15 protein-coding genes are annotated in these 15,615 nt (G+C 68.8%); 5 read left to right on the forward strand and 10 right to left on the reverse strand.

Annotated features, from left to right (window positions below; translation table 11 throughout):
• Positions 1–50: 50 nt before the first annotated feature.
• The 7 genes from ALSL_RS06215 to ALSL_RS06245 all read right to left on the reverse strand — a co-directional run bounded on the left by ALSL_RS06215 (position 51) and on the right by ALSL_RS06245 (position 8,623).
• Entirely contained in the window at positions 51–1,484 is a 1,434-nt protein-coding gene (locus ALSL_RS06215) for an aldehyde dehydrogenase family protein (RefSeq protein WP_126537458.1), read from the reverse strand.
• Positions 1,485–1,511: 27 nt separating this feature from the next.
• Positions 1,512–2,477 (reverse strand): MBL fold metallo-hydrolase, encoded by a 966-nt coding sequence (locus tag ALSL_RS06220; protein WP_126537460.1) that lies wholly within the window; start codon positions 2,475–2,477, stop codon positions 1,512–1,514.
• Between the two features lie 220 nt (positions 2,478–2,697).
• Positions 2,698–4,233, reverse strand: a complete 1,536-nt coding sequence (amaB, locus tag ALSL_RS06225; protein ID WP_126537462.1) for an L-piperidine-6-carboxylate dehydrogenase — start codon at positions 4,231–4,233, stop codon at positions 2,698–2,700.
• A gap of 91 nt (positions 4,234–4,324) precedes the next feature.
• Positions 4,325–4,687 (reverse strand): VOC family protein, encoded by a 363-nt coding sequence (locus ALSL_RS06230; protein ID WP_126537464.1) that lies wholly within the window; start codon positions 4,685–4,687, stop codon positions 4,325–4,327.
• An 8-nt stretch (positions 4,688–4,695) separates the two neighbouring features.
• Entirely contained in the window at positions 4,696–5,547 is an 852-nt protein-coding gene (locus ALSL_RS06235) for an alpha/beta hydrolase (RefSeq protein WP_126537466.1), read from the reverse strand.
• A 63-nt stretch (positions 5,548–5,610) separates the two neighbouring features.
• A complete protein-coding gene (locus tag ALSL_RS06240; protein ID WP_126537468.1) occupies positions 5,611–6,093 on the reverse strand; it encodes a bacteriohemerythrin in 483 nt (160 codons plus the stop codon).
• 112 nt (positions 6,094–6,205) lie between these two features.
• Positions 6,206–8,623, reverse strand: a complete 2,418-nt coding sequence (locus tag ALSL_RS06245; protein WP_126537470.1) for a DUF3772 domain-containing protein — start codon at positions 8,621–8,623, stop codon at positions 6,206–6,208.
• Between the two features lie 65 nt (positions 8,624–8,688).
• Between ALSL_RS06245 and nfi the strand changes: the two genes are divergently transcribed.
• The 3 genes from nfi to tadA all read left to right on the forward strand — a co-directional run bounded on the left by nfi (position 8,689) and on the right by tadA (position 11,683).
• Complete coding sequence (gene nfi / locus ALSL_RS06250) at positions 8,689–9,396, forward strand: deoxyribonuclease V (RefSeq protein WP_126537472.1); 708 nt, start codon at positions 8,689–8,691, stop codon at positions 9,394–9,396.
• Positions 9,397–9,476: 80 nt separating this feature from the next.
• Positions 9,477–11,066: an ArnT family glycosyltransferase gene (locus tag ALSL_RS06255; RefSeq protein ID WP_126537474.1), complete on the forward strand. Its 1,590-nt coding sequence runs from the start codon at positions 9,477–9,479 to the stop codon at positions 11,064–11,066.
• Positions 11,067–11,203: 137 nt separating this feature from the next.
• Entirely contained in the window at positions 11,204–11,683 is a 480-nt protein-coding gene (tadA, locus tag ALSL_RS06260) for a tRNA adenosine(34) deaminase TadA (RefSeq protein ID WP_126537476.1), read from the forward strand.
• Here tadA and ALSL_RS06265 read toward each other — a convergent pair.
• Together ALSL_RS06265 and ALSL_RS06270 are read right to left on the reverse strand one after the other, a co-directional pair.
• Positions 11,680–12,531: an NAD-dependent protein deacetylase gene (locus tag ALSL_RS06265; protein WP_126537478.1), complete on the reverse strand. Its 852-nt coding sequence runs from the start codon at positions 12,529–12,531 to the stop codon at positions 11,680–11,682. The two genes, tadA and ALSL_RS06265, sit on opposite strands and share 4 nt — an antisense overlap.
• Before the next feature lie 86 nt (positions 12,532–12,617).
• On the reverse strand, positions 12,618–13,082 hold the full coding sequence (locus ALSL_RS06270) for a PepSY domain-containing protein (protein WP_231700308.1): 465 nt from the start codon (positions 13,080–13,082) through the stop codon (positions 12,618–12,620).
• Between the two features lie 169 nt (positions 13,083–13,251).
• On the opposite strand from ALSL_RS06270, the gene ALSL_RS06275 reads away from it, so the two are divergent.
• Complete coding sequence (locus ALSL_RS06275; protein ID WP_126537480.1) at positions 13,252–13,653, forward strand: hypothetical protein; 402 nt, start codon at positions 13,252–13,254, stop codon at positions 13,651–13,653.
• 77 nt (positions 13,654–13,730) lie between these two features.
• Here the strand turns inward: ALSL_RS06275 and ALSL_RS06280 are convergent, their stop codons facing one another.
• A complete protein-coding gene (locus ALSL_RS06280) occupies positions 13,731–14,192 on the reverse strand; it encodes a DUF6491 family protein (protein WP_126537482.1) in 462 nt (153 codons plus the stop codon).
• A gap of 190 nt (positions 14,193–14,382) precedes the next feature.
• Here ALSL_RS06280 and egtB point away from each other — a divergent pair, with 190 nt between their 5' ends.
• A complete protein-coding gene (gene egtB / locus ALSL_RS06285; protein WP_425479012.1) occupies positions 14,383–15,612 on the forward strand; it encodes an ergothioneine biosynthesis protein EgtB in 1,230 nt (409 codons plus the stop codon).
• Positions 15,613–15,615 lie beyond the last annotated feature (3 nt).

Consider the following 15,615-nt stretch of genomic DNA (forward strand, 5'->3'; position numbering starts at 1 on the left):
CGGGATGGCCAAGAGCCTAGCGCAGCGCCGGGTGAGTCGGCGGTGAAGCGTCAGACATCCTCGCGGATCACCATCAGGCGAAGCTCGGTCATGTCCTCGATGGCGCAGCGCACGCCCTCGCGGCCCAGGCCCGAGCGCTTGACGCCGCCGTAGGGCATGTTGTCGACGCGGAAGCTGGGCACGTCGTTGACGATCACGCCGCCTTGTTCTAGTTCATTCCAGGCACGCAGGGCATGACCGAGCCGGTCGGTGAAGATGCCGGCCTGCAGGCCGTAGTCGGAATCGTTGACCTTGGCGAAGGCCTCGTCGATGGCATCGAAGGGCTCGAGCAATGCGAATGGACCGAACACTTCCAGCCGGTTGACCTTGGCCGTGCGCGGCACGTCCTCCATCAGCGTGGCTTCCAGCATGTTGCCGCGGCGGTTGCCGCCACACAGCAGCCTGGCGCCGGCCGCGCGCGCTTCCTCGATCCAGCCGTGCAGCCGCTCGGCGGCGGCCTCGTCGATCATCGGGCCGAGGAAGGTATCCGGTTGTTTGGGATCACCGGCCTTGAGCGCGCGGGTGGCGGCGACCAGCCGTTCGCGCAGCGGCGCGTAGACATCGCGATGGGCGTAGATGCGCTGCACGCTGATGCAGCTTTGCCCGGACTGGTAGAACGCGCCGAACACCAGCCGCTGGACGATGCGGTCGAGCTTGGGGCCTTGATCGGCATCGATGATGCAGGCGGCATTGCCGCCCAGCTCCAGCGTCACCTTCTTGCGTCCGGCGCGCTGTTTCAGTTCCCAGCCGACCTGGCCGCCGGTGAAGGAGAGCAGCTTGAAGCGTTCGTCCTCGACCAGCGGCGCGGCGTGCGCGCCTTCCAGCGGCAAGATCGAGAAAGCGCCCTCGGGCAGGTCGGTCTCGGCGAGGATTTCCCCGATCAGCAACGCGCCGAGCGGGGTTTTCTCCGACGGCTTCAGCACGAACGGACAACCGGCCGCGATCGCCGGCGCCACCTTGTGCGCGACCAGGTTGAGCGGAAAGTTGAACGGCGTGATGAAGGCCAGCGGACCGAGCGGCACGCGCTGCGTGTAGCCGCGATAGCCATCCAGCCGCGCGGCGATTTCCAGATTGAGCGTTTCGCCGTTGATACGCACCGCTTCCTCAGCGGCGATGCGGAAGGTCTCGATCAGCCGGGTGACTTCGCCGGCGGCATCCTTGATCGGCTTGCCGGCCTCGATGCACAGCGCCATGGCCAACTCGTCGCGCCGCTCGTCGAAGCGTTGCACGCAATGCTGCAGCACCGCCTGGCGGGCCCAGGGCTTGAACGCGCGCATCGGTGCGCATGCCTTCGCGGCGGCGGCGATCGCCCGTTCGATCGCGGCCTGGTCGGGCACCGCCACGCGGCACGTCACCTCGCCGGCATACTTGTCGCGCACGTCGAGCCAGGCGTCGCCTTGCCAGGGGCGGTTGGCGATGTAGCACGGGCGCGTGGCGGCGGACATGGCAGGTCGCTCTTTCACCGGAAAACTTCAGTGTGCGGCGCGGCGCGTGGCGTCGGCGTGAGCGCGCCGCTGCTGGTCGAGCCAGACTTCGAGGCCCTGTGCGTTGAGCTCGATGTCCATGTTGAGCATCTCGCGCAGGCGCTTGCGGCCGCCGTGCCAGCCATGCGCGCTGGCGCGGCCTGCGTAGAGATCGGCCAGCGCCTCGCACAGCCATGCGTGGCGGTCGCTCTTGCCGGCGGCGGCCTGGGCGAAGGCGACCATGGCATCGATCTGCTCGTGCAGGTCGGCGGCCAGTCGCTCGATGTCGCCCACCGGACCGAAATGGGTGAGGTACATCCGGTCTGGCTTGAGCGCCACCAGACGGTCGATCGAATCGTGCAGCGCCTGGGGGTCGAATTGCACCGGCGTGGTGGTGGGCAGGATGAAAGGCCCGCGGTCGGTATCGAGTTCGCGGTAGGAAAGCCCGAAGGTGTCGCCGGTGAAGCAAGCCCGGGCCCGTTCGTCATGGATGGCCATGTGGTGCTTGGCGTGTCCGGGCGTATACAGGCATTGCAGGCGCCGTCCGGCCAGTTCCAGACATTGGCCGTCCGCGGCTTCCCGTACGCGCTCGGCCGGCACCGGCCGCAGGTGGCCGTAGTCGCGGCGCATGACTTCCTCGCCGTACACCTGGCTCGCGCCGGCCCACAGCTGCGAGGGATCGATCATGTGCCGTGCGCCGCGCGGATGCACCACCAGCGTGGCCTTGGGCAGCTGCGCCAGCAGCTCGCCGGCGCCGCCGGCATGGTCCAGATGCACGTGGGTGAGGATGAGGTAGTCGACCTGCGCGGGTTCCAGCCCCGCCTCGGCCAGCGCGGCGAGCAGCCGCGGCACGCTGTGGACGGTGCCAGAGTCAATGAACGCGCCGTGGCCGGCTTCGACGATCAGATAGGCGGCATCGAAACCGGGGCGCACGAAACCGGTGTCGATGGTATGGATGCCGTGGGGAGTGGACATGCCGTTCTCGTTGCGGGCTGACGATGAAGCGCGAGCCTAGCAAGGCCGAAGTCGCAGCGGCATCTCCACCTTGGTCGAGCCGTGTCTCAGGCGCGGCGATGCCGAGCTTTCGATGTGTGGCGATGGCCTTGGAGGCCGGCGGCAGGGCGCCTGCCGCCGTCTGGGTGCTGACGTCAATACCGGTCGACCTGCTTGCCGCGCGGTCGCCGGAGCCGTGGACTCACAGATCGAACTTGATGCCCTGCGCCAGTGGCAGCGCGTCGGAGTAGTTGATGGTGTTGGTCTGCCGGCGCATGTAGGCCTTCCAGGCGTCGGAGCCGGATTCGCGGCCGCCGCCGGTCTCCTTCTCGCCGCCGAAGGCGCCGCCGATCTCGGCGCCGGAGGTGCCGATGTTGACGTTGGCGATGCCGCAGTCGCTGCCGGTGGCGGAGAGGAAACGCTCGGCGGCCTTCAGGTTCTGCGTGAAGATCGCCGAGGACAGGCCCTGCGGCACCGCGTTCTGCATCGCGATCGACTCATCCAGCGTGTGGAACGGCATCACGTAGAGGATCGGCGCGAAGGTTTCCGTCTGCACCACCGGATGCGTATGGTCGAGACCGGCGATGATGGTCGGCTGCACGAAGAAACCCTTGCGATCGTCGAGTACCTTGCCGCCGGTCAGCACCTTGCCGCCGGCCGCCGTGGCCTGCGCGATCGCCGCGCGATAGGCCTCGACCGCGGCGGCGCTGTTGAGCGGGCCCATCAGCGTGGCCGGGTCGGTGGGGTCGCCGATGCGGTTTTCCACCTGCTGGTAGGCGGCGACCAGCTTCTGCGTCACCTCGTCGAGGATCGAGGCGTGCACGATGAGCCGGCGCGTGGTCGTGCAGCGCTGGCCGGCGGTGCCGACCGCGCCGAACACGATCGCCGGGATGGCGAGCTTCAGGTCGGCGGTTTCGTCGAGGATGATCGCGTTGTTGCCGCCGAGTTCGAGCAGCGAGCGGCCCATGCGCCGGGCGACGCGCTCGCCGACCAGGCGGCCGACGCGGGTCGAGCCGGTGAAGCTGATCAGCGGGATGCGCGTATCGTCGACGAAGCGCTGCGCCAGGGTGTCGCCGGCGTCGTTGAACAGGAAGAAGAGGTCGGGGAAGCCGCCGTCCTTGAGCGCCTCGTTGCAGATCTTCAGCGCGGCGATGGCCGACAGCGGCGTCTTCGGCGAGGGCTTCCAGATGCTGATGTCGCCACACACCGCGGCGATGAAGGCGTTCCAGCTCCACACCGCGACCGGGAAGTTGAACGCGCTGATGATGCCGACGAGTCCGAGCGGGTGCCATTGCTCGTACATGCGGTGGCCGGGGCGTTCGGAATGCATGGTGTAGCCATAGAGCATGCGGCTCTGGCCGAGCGCGAGGTCGGCGACGTCGATCATCTCCTGCACCTCGCCGTCGCCCTCGGGCTTGATCTTGCCCATCTCCAGCGCCACCAGCGAGCCCAGCGCGCTCTTGTGCCGGCGCAGCGCCTCGCCGCACAGGCGGATCGCCTCGCCGCGCCGCGGGGCCGGCGTCGTGCGCCAGACTTCGAAGGCCGCCTGCGCGCGCTCGAGGATGCGCTCGTAGTCCGCGGCGCTGGAGGCGTAGACGCGCGCGATCACCTCGCCGGTGGCCGGATTGACCGGCGCGAGTTCGCCGGCGTCGGTGGTGCGCGACCACTCGCCGTGGCCGAGATAGGTGCCCGACTGCACTTCGCCGAGGCCGAGCGCCTGCAGGATGGAATGCGACATGGATGCTCCGAAGATTGGCTGGACGACTTGGGTAGGCGGCCGATTCTAGCAGTCGACCACATCGGTCCAGATGCCCGCGGCACTGGTGTTTCTAGAGGTTCTGGCCGATGCGCCACATCACGCCGGCCGGATCGGTCAGGGTGAAGTCGCGCATGCCCCAGGGGCGCTCTGCCGGCGGCGGCAGATGCGGGTTGCATGCCCGCACGGGCGCCGAAGCTAGCGCATGCGCGTACCAGTCGTCCACGTTCTCGACCAGGAGATGCATCCTGCATGTAGGCGCCTGCGTCGCGTCCGCGCTCTGTTGCAGCAGGAAGCTGGTATGGCCACGGTGCACGTAGGCCAGCTCGGGCGAACACCAGGGGATGGAAAAACCCAGTGCCGCGTAGAAAGCCAGCGATAGCTGCATGTCGAGGGCCGGCACGAAGGCCTTGATTTCCACCGTGGCGAGGTTCATGGAAGGTCTCACTTGTCCTGGATGCGCACGCGCTCGAGCGCCGGCGCCGGTTTGCACGTGCCGGCGCGCAGCCCATCCAGCCAGGTCGTGACCAGGGCCACGACGGCTTGCTGCGTGCGCGCGTCGAAGCTCCCGCCGCCGAGCTGCATGTGCGTGGCACCGTCGATCACCGCCAGACGATCGCACTGTCCTGGCGGCAGGGCGGCGAAGGCTTGCTCACGCCAGCGCTCATCCCCGCCCAGGCCCGCATCCCGGGTGCCGGTGATCATCAATACCGGCGCGGTGATGGCGGCATCGGCATCCGCCGGCAGCCATGCTTCGGGGCCGGCGGGCGAGAGCGCGACGTAGGCGTCGAATCCGCCGGCCGGATGCAGGCCCGCCGTATTACGCGCGCCGGCTTCGAACTGCACGGTATGCGCGCCCATCGAATGCCCGAGCAGCGCGGTGAATGGCGCCTTGCATGGCGCGCTCGCCCATTGCCGCGCGGCATCGATGTCCATGAAACGCGCACGATAGGCGGCCGGGTCATCCACCAGCATGGCCAGACCGGCACGCAGGCCGCGCGTGGTGCGCACGTCCCGTTTCAGCGCATCCATGCCGCTTTCGCGATGTCCGATGACGATGGCGCGCCAGCCGTCCGCGCCCAGTCCTTGGGCGAGGTAGCGCAACCCCTGCTCACTGCCGCCCGCGCCGGGCGACAGCAGTGCCAGCGGCGGACAGCCGGTCGATGATGGCGAGGCGGCCGGGTACACCATCATCGGCACCTGGGCGCCATCGGCGCGCGGCGCGAAGGAGAGCTGCTGGGCCGGCGCGGCCGCACCGATGGCCGCCAGCAGCAGACCGATAAGTGATCGTGGCATCAGGGTTTGTTGACTCGCCGGCGCATGCGTGGATGCCAGGGTCGCATGCCGGCGACGGAAGCGCTATTCGCCGCGTTTCCAAAGTCGACGCAGCCAGGAAGGCTTATGCGCCTGCGCCTGCACGCCCTGGCTGAGGAAGAACGGCGTGTAGAGCTTGTCCTCCTCGAGAATGTGCAGGGTCAGCCATTTCTTGAGGAAATGCAGCAGCTCGAAGGTGACCGGATGGCCCTCGTCGAGCAGCCGTGCGCGAAGCCGCAGGACCTCCTCGACCAGACGGTCGTGCGAGGCCTTGTGTTTCTCGTACTCGGCATAGGCGAACAGGCGCATCAGACTCTCTTCCACGGCGAAGTGGATGCGCGTGTAGTCGACCAGCTCGTCGAGGATCAGCCGCGACTCGCTGCTTGCGCGGTGATGCAGCATGGCGCCGTGCAGGCGGTTGAGCAGATCCACCAGCACGCGGTGCTGGGCGTCGATTTCCTCGATGCCCACGCTCAGGCTCGGGTTCCATTCGATGAGCGGGGCGTCGATGGCGGTGCTTTGGGACATGGCAGGAGGCTCCGGCAGATGACCGCAGCCTAGCGGGCAGCGCCGGGCCGGAGTTGATGCCGGTCAAATCGTCCGGCGCGGTGGGCGCGTCGGATCGCCGCAGTGCGTCTTTTCAGCCGCCGGCCGGCGGCACCTGGCTGGGCGATGCGGCCGGTACCGTGGCGCCCGGAGACTGGTGGATGATCATGTCCTGCGGGCGCAGCAGGGGCAGCTTTTCGGCCCGCAACTTGGCCAGGATGGCGAACAGGAGATCGCTCTTGACGCCGCCGGCATCGCGCGGATTGGCCACGAAGGCGACCGCGACGAAGATCAGCGAGCCGCCCTCGATGCCATCCAGCGACACCGAGCACGTCGGTGCGGCCAGCACCTTGGGATGGTTGCGCATGGTCTCCAGCATGATGCGGGCCACGACATCGGCATCGGTGTCCAGCGGCATCGGCAGGCGGATCAGCACCCGCCCCTGGGCCTGGCCCCAGGTGACGTTGCGCACGTTCTGGGTGATGAACTGCGAATTGGGCACGATCATGGTCGAGCCATCCCACAGCTTGATCTCGGTGGCGCGCACGTTGATCCGGCGGATGTCGCCCTCGACGCCGGTCAGGCTGACCCAGTCGCCCACCTTGACCGGCCGCTCGGCGAGCAGGATCAGCCCGGAAATGAAGTTCTGCACGATCGCCTGCAGGCCGAAACCGATGCCGACGGAAAGCGCGCTGGCGATCCAGGTGATGCTCTGCAGGCTGACCTGCAGCGCAGCCAGCGTCAGCGCCACGACCAGCACGCCGCCGACGTAGCCGGAAAGGGTGACGATCGAGCTGCGCAGGCCCGGATCCAGCGAGGTCTTGGGCAGCAGCTGCGTGCCCAGCCACTGTTTCAGCGCGCGCACGCCGAGCCAGCCCAAGGCCAGCACCACGCTGGCATCGAGCAGGGCGCCGGGGCGGATCACCAGCTCGCCCAGCTTGAGTCCGTTGAAGAGCTGGCCGACGCGGTCGAGCAGCGCGTCCGGGCCGGCACCGTAGGGCGCGAGCACCAGCGTCAGGGCGACGACGCAGAGCAGGATGCGGATCAGCGCGGACAGGACGGTCGCCGCCTGGTCCAGCGTCGCCGGGGCCAGGCCGAAGGTGGCCTGCAGGCGCTTGCCGCTGCGGCTGGTCGGTGTCAGCAATGCCTCGATGAGGTCGTGGGCCAAGTGGGTGAGGAGGTAAAGCGTGCCCAGCACCACGCCGACCCACACCAGCTGGGTGGCGAGGAACGAGGCGAAGGCGATGAAACCGGTCGCCAGTCCCAGCCAGACCAGTGCCACCGCCACCGCCGCGGCCGCCATCAGCAACCCCACCCACAGCGGCCGCCGGGCCGGATACTCGCCGGCCGCGAGCAGGACGCGACGGGTCTGCGCCAGTCGGCGCAGGGTGAGCGCGATCAGCACACTGATCGTCAAGGCCAACAGGCCGCGCGCCATCACCGTGGCGACCAGGCTGGCGCCGATCTGCGCATTGATGCGCTCGATGATGCCGAGGATCAGCACCACGATCGCGAGCAGCCGCGGCACCGGGCGCAGCCGGGCGGCCGCCGCGTCGGACAACCCGATCAGCCGCCAGCTCGGATGCCGCGCCGACAGCAGCGCGCGACCCAGTCCGGCCACATAGGCGGCAAACAGCAGCACCTGCACCACCGAGCGTGCGAAACCGGCCAGGTCCGGATCCAGCGTGTCGTGCCAGTTGAGGCCCAGATACACCGACTCGGCCGCAAGCCCGAGCACGCTGACGTAGGCCAGCGCCACGCCCAGTGCCCGGCTGCTGCGTCGCAACCGACCCTGCGGCAGACGCCGCGCGAGCACGAACAGCGCCTGTTCGATCACCCGCCGCCCGCCGAGGAGCAAGGCCAGGGCCACCCCGAGTCCGCCGAGGAACGGCCAGCGGTGCGGCGGTTGCCAGGCGGTCGCGAGGTCGTCGCGGATCAGCCCGAGCAGATGGCCGAAACGGGCGAGATCGTTGGGCAGCACGCGTGCGGCGTCGCTCCAGAAGGCATGGCTGAACGGACTGGCGGTGCGCGCAGTCAATTGCGCCTGGAAGCGGTCGCGCCGCAATGCGGCCACTTGCGCGGCCAGTTGCTGGGCCTCTTCGCCGATCAGCTGGGCCTGCTTGATCTGGGCGTCCACGCTGGCTTTCTCGCGGCCGAGCTGGCGACGCTGCGCGGCCACTTCCGCGGCTTCCGGCGGGCTGCCCGCGGCCGGCGCGGGACCCAGCACGTCGAGCCGCGCCTGCAGGCTGTCCAGGCGCGGCTTGAGGGTGACGATCAGGGCGTCGGCCTGGTTCTGTACCGCCAGCGCCGCGGCGGCGAGATCGCTCAGGGCGGTATCGGCCGGGTGGTTGCCGAGCGCGGCTTTGACCTGATCGAGCTGGCTCTGCAGCGTATCGAGCACGCGGTCGGGCGCGGGCGCGGTCGATGCCGCATCCTGCGCCTGCGCAGGCACCGGCAGGCCCGCAAGGAGGGACAGGGCAAACAACAGCAACAGTCGGAACGATAGGCGCATGCCGGCATGATCGGCCGCCGCCGTGCGCACGGTCAATGCACGCCGGGAACGACTAAAATGCGCCGATGCCCGCCGCCGATGCGCATGCCCGCTATCCCGAACTGCCGCCCTGGGACGGTGATGTCGCAAGCGCGCGCGCGCTGCAGGTCGAACTCGCGGCCAGGGTGAGCCTGCAGGACACCGGGTCCGAGCCGCGCCGCATCGCCGGTGTCGACGTCGGCTTCGAGGAGGGCGGGGCGATCACCCGCGCGGTGGCGGTCCTGCTCGATGCGGCGACCCTGGACCCGCTCGACGAGGTCGTGGCACGCCTGCCGACCCGCATGCCTTACATCCCCGGCCTGCTGTCCTTTCGCGAGCTGCCCGCCGTGCTCGTCGCGCTGGGCCGGCTGGCCGCATCCCCCGACCTGGTGCTGGTGGACGGCCATGGCATCGCCCATCCGCGGGGGCTGGGCATCGCCGCGCATCTGGGCGTGCTCACCGGCCTGCCGACCATCGGCGTGGCGAAGAGCATCCTGGTCGGCAGCCATGACGAGCTGCCCGCGCAGCGCGGCGCATGCGTGCCGCTGCGCCATCGCGGCCGCGTCATCGGCAGCGTGCTGCGCAGCAAGGACAAGGTGCGACCGCTGATCGTCTCGCCGGGGCACCGGGTGAGCCTGGTCCGGGCGCCGCAGATTGTGCTGGCCTGCTGCCGCGGCTATCGACTGCCCGAGCCGACCCGGCTGGCCGACCGGCTGGCTTCCCGTCGCGGTCCCGGGGCCTGTTCCGATGAATGACCTGCCCATCCGGCCCGTAGGTGCGATGCCGCCGGTGGTCGTTAAGTCTGCCGCAAGCAAGACGCTTTAGCGTGCGCCGGATGCGCAAACCCACCGCCGCCCTGATCTGGATCGCCCGGAACCCCTGGTGCCTGGCGTTTGCCTGGCTGATCGTCGCCGCCCTGCTGCCGCTGGTGCCGATCGACGAGACCCGTTACCTCACGGTGGCCTGGGAGATGCGCCGCTCGGGCGATCTGGTCGGGCTGACCCTGAACGGCCAGCCGTACATGGACAAGTCGCCGCTGATGTTCTGGCTGATCAATGCGAGCTGGTGGGTGTTCGGCGTTTCCGATCTCGCCGCCCGTCTCGTCGACGTGCTGTTCGCGGCCGGCAGCGTGGCCCTGGTGGTGCGCGTGGCGCGCCGGCTCGGGTTGGCGCAGCCCGAACGGGCCGGCTGGTTTCTGTTGCCGTTCGTCGTCTTCGGCGCCTTTGCCGCGGTGGTCATGTTCGACCTCGCCCTGTGCGCTTTTTTTCTGCTGGCGCTGGATGCGCTACTGCTTTGGCTGCACACGCGCCGCTGGCACGGGGCGGCGCTGGCCTGGCTCGCGGTGGCCGGCGGCCTGCTGGCCAAGGGACCGGTGTTCCTGGTTCACCTGGCCGCGCCGCTTTTGCTGGTGCGCTGGTGGTATGGACGGCCGATCGAAAGACCCTGGCGTTTCGCCTGCGGTTGGGTCGCGGTGATCCTGCTCGGTCTTTTGCCGCTGGCCTGGTGGGCGTGGTCGGCGGCCTCGCGCATCCCGGGTGTGCCGCCGGAACAGACGCTGCTGCACCAGGCCTTCGGCCGCGTCGCCGGCAGCTTTGCCCATCGACGCGGCCCGTTCTGGTACCTGCCCTTGCTGCCCGTACTGCTCTTGCCCTGGATGCTTTGGCTGCGCTGGAGGATGGTGCCCAGGGCGATCCGCGCCGCCATGGCCCTGCCGGCGGCGCGTCTGGGCATCGCCGCCAGCGTGCCGGCGCTGGTGATGTTCTCGGCGATCAGCGGCAAGCAGATTCACTATCTCCTGCCGTTGCTGCCCGGTGTGTCGATCGGGCTTGCGGCGCTTTTTGCGGTCGAGCCGGCGCTGTTGTCCACGGCAAGAACGCGCTGGGTGGCGCTGTTGCTGCTGGTGGGTTGGCTATGGCCGCTTGCCCACTGGATGCGTGGCAGCTGGCCGTTCGCCGCCTGGCAGGCGGTGGTGCTCGCGTTCGGCCTGGCGCTTGGCGCGGCGGCGTGGGCGGCGGGCACGCGGACGCCGCGGCTCGCTTCTCCCGACGGCAGGCTGGCGGGCACGGCCACGGCGTCCCTGTGTCTGGCGATCTCGCTGGTGCTGCTGGTCACCGCGCCGCTCAAGCCGCACCTGGATGGCCGTCCGATCGCCCGCGCCGTGCAGGATTTGCTCGCCCGCGGCGTTCCGGTCGGCGTGCTGCCGGACGAGCCTGGCATGATCGGTTATCTCGCCCGGTTGCCCCGGCCCTTGCCGGTGGTGCGTGATCCTGCCGACTGGGCACGCCGGCATCCCAATGGTTTCGTCCTGGTCCACGCCTCGCACGGGCGCTTGCCGCCGCAGGCGCAGCCGGCGGTCGACCTCATCGACGGCTGGGAGGGGCTGCTGCCGGCCGCGGCGCTCGCTGCGGGCTCGATCGATCCTTGACCGCATGACGGCCTCGGGAGGCCAGACCGCATCGCCGCGGATGCACGCCCGCCATCGCCCGGGGACAATACGTGCTGCCTTCTTGAAATTATCGAGCCCCGGCGCGGTTTCGACGCCCGACCGCCAGGCGATGCCAGATGACCCTGCAAAGCGACGCTTTCACCCCGGCCGACGAGGCGCACATGCGCCGCGCGCTTGAACTTGCCGCGCACGCGCGCGATGCGGAAAACGAGGTGCCGGTCGGTGCCGTGCTGGTGCAGGCGGAGACCGTGCTGGGGTTGGGCTGGAACCGCAATCTCACCCTGCATGACCCGACCGCGCATGCGGAGATCATGGCCCTGCGCGCCGCCGGCGAGCGCCTCGGCAATCACCGGCTGCCGCCTGGCGCCACGCTTTACGTCACCCTGGAGCCCTGCGCGATGTGCGCGATGGCGCTCGTGCACGCGCGGGTGAGCCGGGTGGTCTATGCCGCCGCCGATCCCAAGACCGGCGCCGCCGGCAGCGTTTTCGACATCCTGATTTCCGATCGCCACAATCATCGCGTGGCGGTGCAGGGAGGCTTGCTGGCCGAAGCCTCGGCGACGCTGCTGCGCGAGTTCTTCCGCGCCCGGCGTTAAACGGGGCGATGCAGCAGGAAGGCCAGCGCCTCCTCGCACGCCTGGGTCAGCTTGAGCGAGAGCAGCGCATCGGCACGGGTGCGGCCGAGATTCACCGCCGCGATCGGTTTGCCTTGGTGCGCGGCCGCCTGCACGAAGCGGTAGCCCGAATACACCATCAGCGAGGAGCCGACCACCAGCACGGCGTCGGCGGCTTCGAGAGCCTCGAAGGCGCGCTCCACGCGTTCGCGCGGGACGTGCTCGCCGAAGAACACCACATCCGGCTTGAGCACCCCGCCGCACTGCGGGCAGGGCGGCACGTCGAAGCCGGAAAAATCCAGCCCGTCCAGATCGGCGTCGCCGTCCGGGGCGGCGAACGCATCCAGCGGCAGCCAGCCCGGATTGCGCGCGTACAGCCAATCCTGCATCGCCGCACGGGGAAGGCGCGCGGGGCAGGCCGTGCAGCGCACGGTATCAAGGCGCCCGTGCAGATCCAGTACCCGGCGGCTCCCGGCCCGCTGGTGCAGGCCGTCGACGTTCTGTGTCAGCAACAGCACCACCTGTCCGGCATCTTCCAGCGCCCGCAACGCATGATGGGCGGCATTGGGTTCGGCCGCACCGAAACGGCGCCAGCCGACCATGCTGCGCGCCCAATACCGTCGGCGCAGCAGGGCGTCGCTCATGAAGGCCTGATGGCTGAGCGGCGGCACACGTTTCCAGGCGCCCGCCTCGTCGCGGTAATCGGCAATCCCCGAAGCCGTGCTGCAGCCGGCGCCGGTGAGCACGAAAAGCCTGCGGTGGCGCGCGATGAAGGCGCCAAGCGCCGTCGTGCCCGGCGGCGCGGATGCGTGGTGCGGAAGCTCGGTCATCATCCTGCGAAGGATGCTTGCATGGCACGGGCCGCCGACGCACGCCGGCCGCGCACCGGTCGACGATGCGCGGACAGGCAGCGCCTTCAGTCGACCGCCAGCACGCGGCCGGTTTGCGGGTCGACCTTGAGATCCACACTCTTGCCGGCGGCATTCTTGGCCTCGGCATGCCACACGCCATCCTTGAAATCGACATCGTGCACCTTGGTGTAGCCCTGGGTCTCCAGCGCGGCGCGGATTTCGTCCTCGTTGAGCTTGGATACCGGCTTGTCGGTGAACGCCTTGCCGGTGGCCGGATCCACCCGCACGGTCACGTTGCGGCCGTCGCCGCTGCGGGCGTGGGCGCGCCACATGCCCTCGTCGAATTTGAGGTCTTCGACGTGGGTGTAACCCTGGTTCTGCAGTTGCAGCAGGATGTCCTGCTGAGTCAGCGCCTGCGGCGCGGCCGAGCTCGTGGCTGCCGTCGGCATCGGCTGCGTCTGCGCGGTGGCGGCGGTGCTGGCGAATGCGCCCAAGGTCAGGGCGAGAGTCAGCGGAAAGAGGGCTTTCATCGAATCTTCTCCACGCAATGGGGATGTCCTATATGCGCAGTGGCCGGTCGAGCCTGGGTGAACGGCGGCTGGATCGCACGTGAAACACGAAGGCAAATAGTGAACCCTTAAGTTCAAATTAAGCCGAGCGGATGGATGATGGGCACGTACCGATGGGAGGTATCACGTCATGAACAGAACGAACAAAGTCGGCATGCGCTGGTTGGCCGGGGCCTTGATGGCGGCGCTGGCGCTGCCCTTGAGCACCCCCGCCCAGGCCTGGGACCATGGTCATGGCGGGTACCATGGCGGCTATCGCGGCGGTTACCACGGCTATTACGGCGGCCACTACGACCATCATCATGGCGGTTACTGGCATGGCGGCCGCTGGATCGCCGGGGCCATCGTGACGGGCGCGGTGGCTGGCCTCGTGGTCGATGCCATGCGTCCGGCGCCGGTGTACTACGCGCCCGCGCCGGTGGTGGTCTACGACCGCCCGGTAGTGACCCGGCGGGTGGTCGAAACCCGCACCGTGGTCTACGACGATCCCTATGCGACGCGCTATATCCGTGACGACGGCTACGGCAACTGACGCCAGATAAGTTTCGAGAAACATGAAAAAGCCCGGCTTCGGCCGGGCTTTTTGCTGGGCAGGGGGGGGGGCAAGTCTCACCGGCGGGGTGGTGGCGGGTTCTTCGGTTCTGCGCCGTTGCCGCTGCGCAAGGCCTGTTTTTCCAGGGCCTCGAAGGTGGCCTTGTCGATCTTGCTGACCTCGGCGATGGCGCATGGCGGCTGATTGCGGGCACTCACCGTTTCGCCGACTTCGCCGCAGATCCGGCTTTCGCCCACCAGCCGATTGGCCTCGCTGGCATGGAACAGCAGCCCAGGCACGCCGATGCCCAGACGCGGACAGTCGTGCTCCAGCTTGATCTGGTAACGGTCGGGTCCGGTGCGTGCGATCGCGGTGCGCGAGTCGACCAGATACCACTCGTTGATCCGGTCCGGACGCAGGCATTCGGAGATGGGGCGCAGCGGATGATGCGCGGGCTGCGCCGGTTCGGTGGCATGCAGCCCGGTGGTGGCGGCGATGAGCGACAGTGCCAGCAGATGGCGTGGAAGATCACGTGACATGGCAGCTCTCCTCAGTCAACGGTGCATTGGATAACGCAAACCCGGCCCGGCGGCGTACAGCCCAGCGACCGGTGCACGCAAAAAGCCATGCGCAAGGGATATATCACGTCGAGTGAACGGGCGCCTGTCCAAGATCGGCGGATGCTGCGCAGCAATCGTCTGACATGGCAGGAATGAGCTCTCGATGAGCATGATGGCGTCTCCTTCGCTGGCCGAGCGTTATCTTGCCGTCCGGGCACAGACGATGCGCCTGTGCCAGGGGCTCGAGGCGGAGGACATGCAGGTGCAATCCATGCCCGATGCCAGTCCCGGCAAGTGGCATCTTGCGCACACGACCTGGTTCTTCGAGCGCTTCGTCCTGGCTGGCGACAGCCGCTACCGCATCGCCGAGCCGGACTGGCATTACCTTTTCAATTCCTACTACCAGACGGTGGGGCCGATGCACGCGCGGCCGCAGCGTGGGCTTCTTTCCAGGCCCACGCTCGCGCACATCCACGCCTGGCGGGCGCGGGTCGACGAGGCGATGGCGACCCGGCTGGCGGATGCGGTCGACCCGGCGCAGGCGGCCACGGTCGAGCTGGGCATCCAGCACGAACAGCAGCATCAGGAGCTATTCCTTACCGACATCCTGCATGCGTTCTGGAGCAATCCGCTGCGCCCGGCCTACGACGCCGCCCTGTCCGTCCAGGCGCGTCCGTGCGCGCCGCTGCGCTACGTTCCGGGCCGCGAGGGACTCGTCGAGATCGGCCATGCCGGCGACGGTTTCGCCTTCGACAACGAGCGGCCGCGCCATCGGACCTTGCTTGGCCCGCACGCCTTGGCCAACCGGCTGGTCAGTCAGGCCGAGTACGCCGCCTTCGTGCAGGACGGCGGCTATCGCAAGCCGCCGCTGTGGTTGTCCGACGGCTGGGCGGTGGTCCAGCGCGAAGGCTGGACGCGCCCGCTGTACTGGAGTGAGGACCTCACTGCGCAATTCACCCTGGCCGGTGAGGTGGCGTTGCTGCCGGATGCGCCGGTCAGCCAGCTCAGCTTCTTCGAGGCCGACGCGTACGCCCGCTGGGCCGGCGCCCGGCTGCCCACGGAGATGGAATGGGAAGCGGGCGCGCAGACGCTGCCGGTGGCGGGCAACTTGCTCGAGGATCGCCCCCGCCTGCCGCAATCGGCTGTCGGCGAAGGCCTGCTGCAGATGTATGGCGATCTGTGGGAATGGACGGCCTCGCCTTATGTGGGCTACCCAGGCTTCAAGCCGTTGCCGGGGTCGCTCGGCGAATACAACGGCAAATTCATGAACGGCCAATGGGTGCTGCGTGGCGGTTCCTGCGCGACGCCCGCCGCCCACATCCGTGCCACCTATCGCAACTTCTTTCCGCCGCATGCGCGTTGGCAGTTTGCCGGCCTGCGTCTGGCGCGCGATATCTGACGG

Source organism: Aerosticca soli (assembly GCF_003967035.1).
GTDB lineage: Bacteria > Pseudomonadota > Gammaproteobacteria > Xanthomonadales > Rhodanobacteraceae > Aerosticca > Aerosticca soli.

Excerpts from the sequence above, each read along its gene's own strand:
- ALSL_RS06245 (WP_126537470.1), bottom strand. The coding sequence starts at position 8,623 with ATGCGCCTATCGTTCCGACTGTTGCTGTTGTTTGCCCTGTCCCTCCTT.
- ALSL_RS06220 (WP_126537460.1), bottom strand. The coding sequence starts at position 2,477 with ATGTCCACTCCCCACGGCATCCATACCATCGACACCGGTTTCGTGCGC.
- amaB (WP_126537462.1), bottom strand. The coding sequence starts at position 4,233 with ATGTCGCATTCCATCCTGCAGGCGCTCGGCCTCGGCGAAGTGCAGTCG.
- ALSL_RS06235 (WP_126537466.1), bottom strand. The coding sequence starts at position 5,547 with ATGCCACGATCACTTATCGGTCTGCTGCTGGCGGCCATCGGTGCGGCC.
- tadA (WP_126537476.1), top strand. The coding sequence starts at position 11,204 with ATGACCCTGCAAAGCGACGCTTTCACCCCGGCCGACGAGGCGCACATG.
- ALSL_RS06255 (WP_126537474.1), top strand. The coding sequence starts at position 9,477 with ATGCGCAAACCCACCGCCGCCCTGATCTGGATCGCCCGGAACCCCTGG.
- ALSL_RS06265 (WP_126537478.1), bottom strand. The coding sequence starts at position 12,531 with ATGACCGAGCTTCCGCACCACGCATCCGCGCCGCCGGGCACGACGGCG.
- ALSL_RS06215 (WP_126537458.1), bottom strand. The coding sequence starts at position 1,484 with ATGTCCGCCGCCACGCGCCCGTGCTACATCGCCAACCGCCCCTGGCAA.
- egtB (WP_425479012.1), top strand. The coding sequence starts at position 14,383 with ATGATGGCGTCTCCTTCGCTGGCCGAGCGTTATCTTGCCGTCCGGGCA.
- ALSL_RS06240 (WP_126537468.1), bottom strand. The coding sequence starts at position 6,093 with ATGTCCCAAAGCACCGCCATCGACGCCCCGCTCATCGAATGGAACCCG.
- ALSL_RS06275 (WP_126537480.1), top strand. The coding sequence starts at position 13,252 with ATGAACAGAACGAACAAAGTCGGCATGCGCTGGTTGGCCGGGGCCTTG.
- nfi (WP_126537472.1), top strand. The coding sequence starts at position 8,689 with ATGCCCGCCGCCGATGCGCATGCCCGCTATCCCGAACTGCCGCCCTGG.
- ALSL_RS06230 (WP_126537464.1), bottom strand. The coding sequence starts at position 4,687 with ATGAACCTCGCCACGGTGGAAATCAAGGCCTTCGTGCCGGCCCTCGAC.
- ALSL_RS06280 (WP_126537482.1), bottom strand. The coding sequence starts at position 14,192 with ATGTCACGTGATCTTCCACGCCATCTGCTGGCACTGTCGCTCATCGCC.
- ALSL_RS06270 (WP_231700308.1), bottom strand. The coding sequence starts at position 13,082 with ATGAAAGCCCTCTTTCCGCTGACTCTCGCCCTGACCTTGGGCGCATTC.